This is a genomic window from Halobacillus sp. BAB-2008 (genome assembly GCF_000328325.1).
Lineage (GTDB): Bacteria > Bacillota > Bacilli > Bacillales > Halobacillaceae > Halobacillus.
The window spans coordinates 1-6,073 of sequence record NZ_ANPF01000025.1 but is presented as its reverse complement, the minus strand read 5'-3'; the positions used below and the strand labels follow the sequence as shown (position 1 = coordinate 6,073).

General features: G+C 52.1%; 5 protein-coding genes. 3 read left to right on the top strand and 2 right to left on the bottom strand.

What is annotated here, in order from left to right; all coding sequences use genetic code 11:
- Positions 1-62 precede the first annotated feature (62 nt).
- Entirely contained in the window at positions 63-599 is a 537-nt protein-coding gene (locus D479_RS06545) for an Ltp family lipoprotein (protein WP_008635025.1), read from the top strand.
- 145 nt (positions 600-744) lie between these two features.
- On the opposite strand, the gene D479_RS06540 is transcribed toward D479_RS06545, so the two are convergent.
- Positions 745-1,683 (bottom strand): proline dehydrogenase family protein, encoded by a 939-nt coding sequence (locus tag D479_RS06540; protein WP_008635024.1) that lies wholly within the window; start codon positions 1,681-1,683, stop codon positions 745-747.
- Positions 1,684-1,719: 36 nt separating this feature from the next.
- Positions 1,720-2,538 carry an AraC family transcriptional regulator gene (locus tag D479_RS06535; protein WP_008635022.1) on the bottom strand — a complete coding sequence of 273 codons (819 nt, stop codon included), beginning with the start codon at positions 2,536-2,538 and terminating at the stop codon, positions 1,720-1,722.
- A 342-nt stretch (positions 2,539-2,880) separates the two neighbouring features.
- On the opposite strand from D479_RS06535, the gene D479_RS06530 reads away from it, so the two are divergent.
- Together D479_RS06530 and D479_RS06525 are read left to right on the top strand one after the other, a co-directional pair.
- A complete protein-coding gene (locus tag D479_RS06530; RefSeq protein WP_008635020.1) occupies positions 2,881-5,148 on the top strand; it encodes a glycoside hydrolase family 3 C-terminal domain-containing protein in 2,268 nt (755 codons plus the stop codon).
- A 123-nt stretch (positions 5,149-5,271) separates the two neighbouring features.
- A partial coding sequence (locus D479_RS06525; RefSeq protein ID WP_008635017.1) for a ketoacyl-ACP synthase III occupies positions 5,272-6,073 on the top strand: 802 nt, incomplete at its 3' end.

Sequence of the window (6,073 nt, the reverse complement as noted above, 5' to 3'; positions counted from 1 at the left end):
ATTATTATTGACTATTTTATGTTATCATTGAAAATCGTTATTATACCTAAGGGGGAATACATATGCCTAAAAATGGGAAGAAGAAACCATTCTATAAAAAGTGGTGGGTGTGGCTGCTTGCGATTCTTGTGATCGGCTCCATCGCGACATCCGGAGAGGAAGAAACAGCAGAACCGGATACAGCTGAGGAAGCAGCAGCTGAAACAGCACCGGCAGAAGAAGCCGCTCCAGAAGCAGATACGGAAGAAGCTGCTGCTGAGGAACCAGTGGAAGAAGAGCCTGAGGAGCCGAGTGTTCCCAGAGAATACAGCTCTGCTCTAAGCAAAGCGGAATCTTATGCGGAAACAATGAATATGTCTAAAGCGGCTATTTATGACCAACTAGTCTCTGAGTATGGAGAGCAGTTCCCTGAAGAAGCCGCGCAATATGCTATCGACAATATTGAGTTTGACTGGAAAGCGAATGCTTTGAAAAAAGCGGAATCTTATGCAGATACGATGGATATGTCGACAGCAGCAATTTACGATCAACTGGTTTCCGAGCATGGGGAACAGTTTACTGAAGAAGAAGCTCAGTATGCGGTCGATAACTTAGAATAATTTATTTCCTTATCATCTCTAAAATTAGAGAATGGAATAAAAAACCTCAAGCATTAAAGGGATACCTTTCTGCTTGAGGTTTTTTTATGGAAAACAAGGTTTCAATTAATAGTGCAAAAGCGGCCGAAGTCGCTTTTGCAGGTCTTTAGTTTCCACCATCAATAATATCCGACAAGAATGTGTAAATATTCGGCGGGTGCTCCGCTATCCGGTGAACGACATAGAGGTACCACTCCGTACCGTACGTCGTATAGACTTTCGTGCGTATCTTCTCTTCTCGGAGCGCGTTCAGCAAGTCATGGCGGACACCATCCAGCATCTCGACCTCCACGTTCGGTTGATGGAGGAGCCCTTTCGATTTCAGGGCAAAGAGAAGGTTCTCATCATGCGTGGCGATCGACAGCGGATGGTCGCGCTCGACGCAGGCAGCCGCAAATTCGATATACCGCTCATTCAGCGCTTTAGATCTTGGAATATGGATGTCATCCGGCTCTTCGTACGCCCCTTTTACCAAGCGGATTCTGCCGGGGTATGGCAACAGTTCCTCTAAATCGCCCGCGGAACGCTTCAATTGAAGCTGCAGGGTGATGCCCACATTGGAAAAGGATGCCGCAATCTTTTTGTACAGGGAGAGGATGGCGTCTGTCTTCTGCGATTCCTCCATACTGGTCATGAGCTGGACATCGTTCTTGTCGGCTTCTTTCGCTAACTTTTCTAAATGAGTGAAGGCCATCTCGTCGGAAATCATCATTCCGATATGCGAAAGATCGAAGGATACGGTTGCTTGCAAGTCATGGCTTCCGAGGTCCTTGATCAGTTCGCTGAATTCCTGTACAGCAGACATACATGCCTCTTCGGAGGTCGTATTCTCCCCGATGAATTCTATCGACGCTTCATGCCCGGCCTGAAAGGTCTGTTTGACGCGTGCGATGCCTTCGGGGCGGGTTTCTCCGGCTACGAAGCGCTGCGCCCCTTTGACAAGCAGAGGATACAGTTCTTTGGAGTTCTGGATATAGGCTTTTACATGCTGGTCTCTGGCGATGGATTTGAGACTTTTGGAAAAACGGATCGCTTCTGTGTGCATAGAGGAATCCCTACTTTCTATATAAATTATTTCTGGTCATTGGTCATGGAGAAAAATATCCCGATACTGGCCGGGCGTCAGTCCGATAAACTCCTTGAAGAAGTTGCTGAAATGACTTTGGTCGATAAAGCCTGTCTCCATGGCGGCATCGATGGGTTTTTCGCCCTGTTCCAGACGTTTCTTCGCTTCGCTGATTCGTACCGTCTGTAAATAACGATACGGCGTGATCCCGAGGGTGCGGGTAAACGAGCGCAGGAGCGAGTATTTATTCATGCCGGCGATCCGGGCCAGGTCCTCCAGATTCACCGGCTCTGCGTAGTGAGTCTCCAAGTAGCTGCAGACCTGTTGGATCTCCTGCTTCGTCGCTTTATTGTCCGTATGCTCCCGGGTGGTCGTATAATCTTCGATCAGCTGCTGGAGAAGGAAATAAAACGTTTCTTCTTTTTCAAAATCCGCGATTTCATCCATGATCATCTGATGAAGGGTATGAAGCAGCTTGGCATGGCGGCTGCCATAAGATACAGGCGACGTGAAGGAAGGGAGATAGTCCCTGCCTGTTATCTCTTCTGCCATCTTGCGCATGACGTCAGGCTCGATGTTCAGACAACGGTAATCGAGCGTTTCGTTGTCTACGGACTCACAGGCGTGATTATCCAGCGGATTGAAAAAGATCAGGTCGCCCGTACCGATGACATACTCCTTGTTCTTACAGGACAATCGCCTCTGCCCGCTTTCGATGAACCCGATCACGTAATAGTCGTGGAAGTGATTCGGGAATTTCTGCATGATCCCTTCGAAGCGGTATGCTTCTATCTGAAGGTCCGCATCATAATGGACCGTTCGCTCTTCTTTCATGACACCCACCGTCCTTGCTTGTTCTGTTGGTCAGTTTATCACACCCAACCTCCAGGCTCTTGCAATATATTGACTGGAAAAACATACTAATATAAAAATGTATGCAGTCGAGATAAATTCAGAAAATGAAGAAGTGTGGGATGGAGAACAACGATCCTAAGCACCATCCCATCTTCTACATAGCATGTTGCACATTACGGCTCCCTTCTTCTATCAACGGAAAGGTGCTCGAGCACATGGCCCGAGTCGTTTGTTTAGATTATTTACTAAATATTGGGTAGAATCATCATACATTGCTTTTCTGAACAAGTACGTTGACCAATCGTTTAGGAGGAATTACCAATGGATGCATCGATCGACCACCTCATAAAAAAGATGACCCTCGAAGAAAAAGCAGGCTTCTTGAGCGGCCGCGACTTCTGGAACTTGAAAGGCCTCGAACGTCTGGATATCCCGTCCGTGATGGTGACGGACGGTCCGCACGGTCTCCGGAAACAGGCGCAGGGAGCGGACCATCTGGGCTTGAACGCCAGCGTGCCGGCCACCTGTTTCCCGTCGGCAGCAGGACTTGCTAGTACGTGGGACCAGGATTTGATATGCCGCGTCGGCGAAGCGCTTGGGGAAGAGGCGAAGACGGAGGAGGTCGCCGTGCTGCTCGGGCCGGGGACGAATATCAAGCGGTCTCCGTTGTGCGGGCGAAATTTCGAATACTTTTCGGAAGACCCTTATTTGTCGTCGATGATGGCAGCGAGTCATATCGAAGGGGTGCAGAGCAAAGGAATCGGTACCTCCCTGAAGCACTTCGCTGCGAATAACCAGGAGCACCGGCGGATGTCGGTCGATGCGAGAGTCGATGAGCGGACGCTCCGCGAAATCTATCTGGCGAGCTTCGAGCATGCCGTGAAACAGGCGGCGCCGTGGACGGTGATGTGCTCTTATAACCAAGTAAACGGGGAGTACGCATCGGAAAGCTGCCGGCTGCTGACAGAAATTCTCCGCAACGAGTGGGGCTGGGACGGCGTCGTCGTCTCTGACTGGGGCGCTGTCAACGAGCGCGTCGACGGGCTTAATGCCGGTATGGACCTGGAGATGCCGTCGACGAACGGCATTCACGACAGAGAAATCGTCGAAGCGGTCAAGAAGGGCGATTTGACGGAAGCGACGATCGACACCGCGGTCGGCCGTGTCCTCGGGTTGATCCAGAAGGCGGTGAAGAATCAGCAGCAAACTTCTTATGATAAAGAAGCCCACCACCGGCTTGCCCGTGAAGCAGCAGCGGATGGGATGGTCCTTTTGAAAAATGAAGGACGTATCCTTCCTCTAGATAAAAAAGCCTCGGTCGCGCTGATCGGCTCGTTCGTGAAGCAGCCGCGCATCCAGGGCGGTGGCAGCTCGCACATTAACCCGACGAGAGTCGATGATGTGGTGGAAGAAGTGAAGAAGACGACCGGCACCGACAGGGTCACCTATGCGGAAGGCTATCCGCTTGAGAACGATGCCATCGATGAAGCGATGATCGAAGAAGCATGCACGACGGCAGCGGCCGCCGATGTCGCTGTCCTTTTCGCCGGGCTGCCGGACCGGTATGAATCGGAAGGGTATGACCGGAAGCACCTCGAGCTGCCGGAAAATCACCGTGCGTTGATCGAGCGGGTGGCAGCGGTGCAGCCGAACGTCATCGTCGTGCTCAGCAACGGGGCACCTTTGGAAATGCCGTGGCTTGACGAAGTTCCGGCGGTCCTTGAGGGCTATCTCGGCGGGCAGGCGTTCGGCGGCGCGGTAGCGGATCTGTTGTTCGGAGACAAGACTCCGAGTGGAAAGCTTGCCGAGACGTTCCCGGTCCGACTCGTCGATAATCCTTCTTATTTGAACTTTCCGGGTGAAGGGGATGTCGTCGAATATAAAGAAGGCCTCTTCGTCGGTTACCGGCACTATGATGCGAAACAGATCGAGCCGCTGTTTCCATTTGGTCATGGTCTCAGCTACAGCACGTTCGAATACAGCAGCCTCATGATCGATTCCCACGAGATCGACGATACGGAAGAAGTGGAAGTGAGCGTCGATGTGATGAACACGGGATCAGTCGAAGCGAAAGAGACGGTCCAGCTGTACGTCCGCGATACAGAAAGCAGCGTGATCCGTCCGGAGAAGGAGCTGAAGGGTTTCGCCAAAGTGAGCCTCGAGCCGCAGGAAGTGAAGACGATCTCCTTCACCCTCGACCGGCGCTCGTTCGCTTACTACAACGTCGAGCTCGGCGACTGGCAGGTGGAGACGGGGGACTTCGATATCCTGATCGGCAAGTCGTCGAAGGACATCGTGCTCAAGGATACGATCCACGTCCGATCGACCACCGTGATTTCGATGCCGATCCACCGCAACACGCTCGTCGGTGATCTGTTGAAGAACCCGAAGACGGCCTCCGTCATGAAGGAATTCCTCGCTGAAAACAACCCGTTCGGCGGGATGGAAACCGAAGACGGCGAAATGGATGACATGATGGATGCGATGATGGCAAACCTGCCGCTGCGCGCACTGGTCAATTTCAGCATGGGCGCCTTTACAGAGAAACATCTGCAAGAGCTGATTGGCAGCCTTTCCCGGCGTATATAAGAAACGGGACCTGGACGAATGGCGTCCAGGTTCTTTTTTTCTGCCAAGCGGACTATTTGCTTTATAATGGAAAAGTGGTACCATTAGTACCAGGTACTAAAAACTATGTGTGAGGTGGATGTAATGGGAAAGGCAAGAGTGACGGCGATTGGGACGTATGTGCCGGAGAAGAGGCTGACGAACCCCGATTTGGAGCAGATGGTCGATACGAGTGACGAGTGGATCGTCAAGAGGACCGGAATCAAGGAACGCCGGATCGGCCGTCCGGATGAGCAGACGAGTGATTTGTGCATCGCTGCGGTCGAGGATCTGATGCACCGGTATGACAAACACGTGGAAGATGTGGATATGATTCTCGTAGCGACAAGTACGCCTGATTTTCCGTTTCCATCCGTCGCAAGCATCATTCAAAATAAATTAGGAATCAAAGCGTCCGGAGCGATGGACTTGAGCGCGGCATGTGCCGGCTTCGTGTCCGCCCTGCATACCGCTCACGGCTTTGTCGCCTCCGGGCTTCATAAGAAAGTATTGGTCATCGGAGCGGACAGCCTGTCGAAGATCACGGACTATACCGACCGCAATACGTGTGTGCTGTTCGGTGACGGCGCAGGCGCTGTGCTGGTGGAAGCGGATGCGGCATCCGACAGCTTCCTCGGCGCGTATGTGGGCAGTGACGGAAGTGCCGCCCAGCACGTCTATCGTCTTGGATTATCATCGAATGTGAACGACATCGAGCTTCAGGATACGCCGTATCTTGTTCAGAACGGCCGGGAAGTGTTCCGCTGGGTCGTCCGTAATATTCCGAAGACGATCACGACGCTGCTGGAGCGTGCGGAAATGCAGATGAAACAGGTCGACTGGTTCGTGCCGCACAGTGCGAACCTGCGTTTGATCGAGCCGATCAGTGAAAAGCTGGACTACTCGA

Excerpts from the sequence above, each read along its gene's own strand:
- D479_RS06545 (WP_008635025.1), top strand. The coding sequence starts at position 63 with ATGCCTAAAAATGGGAAGAAGAAACCATTCTATAAAAAGTGGTGGGTG.
- D479_RS06530 (WP_008635020.1), top strand. The coding sequence starts at position 2,881 with ATGGATGCATCGATCGACCACCTCATAAAAAAGATGACCCTCGAAGAA.
- D479_RS06540 (WP_008635024.1), bottom strand. The coding sequence starts at position 1,683 with ATGCACACAGAAGCGATCCGTTTTTCCAAAAGTCTCAAATCCATCGCC.
- D479_RS06535 (WP_008635022.1), bottom strand. The coding sequence starts at position 2,538 with ATGAAAGAAGAGCGAACGGTCCATTATGATGCGGACCTTCAGATAGAA.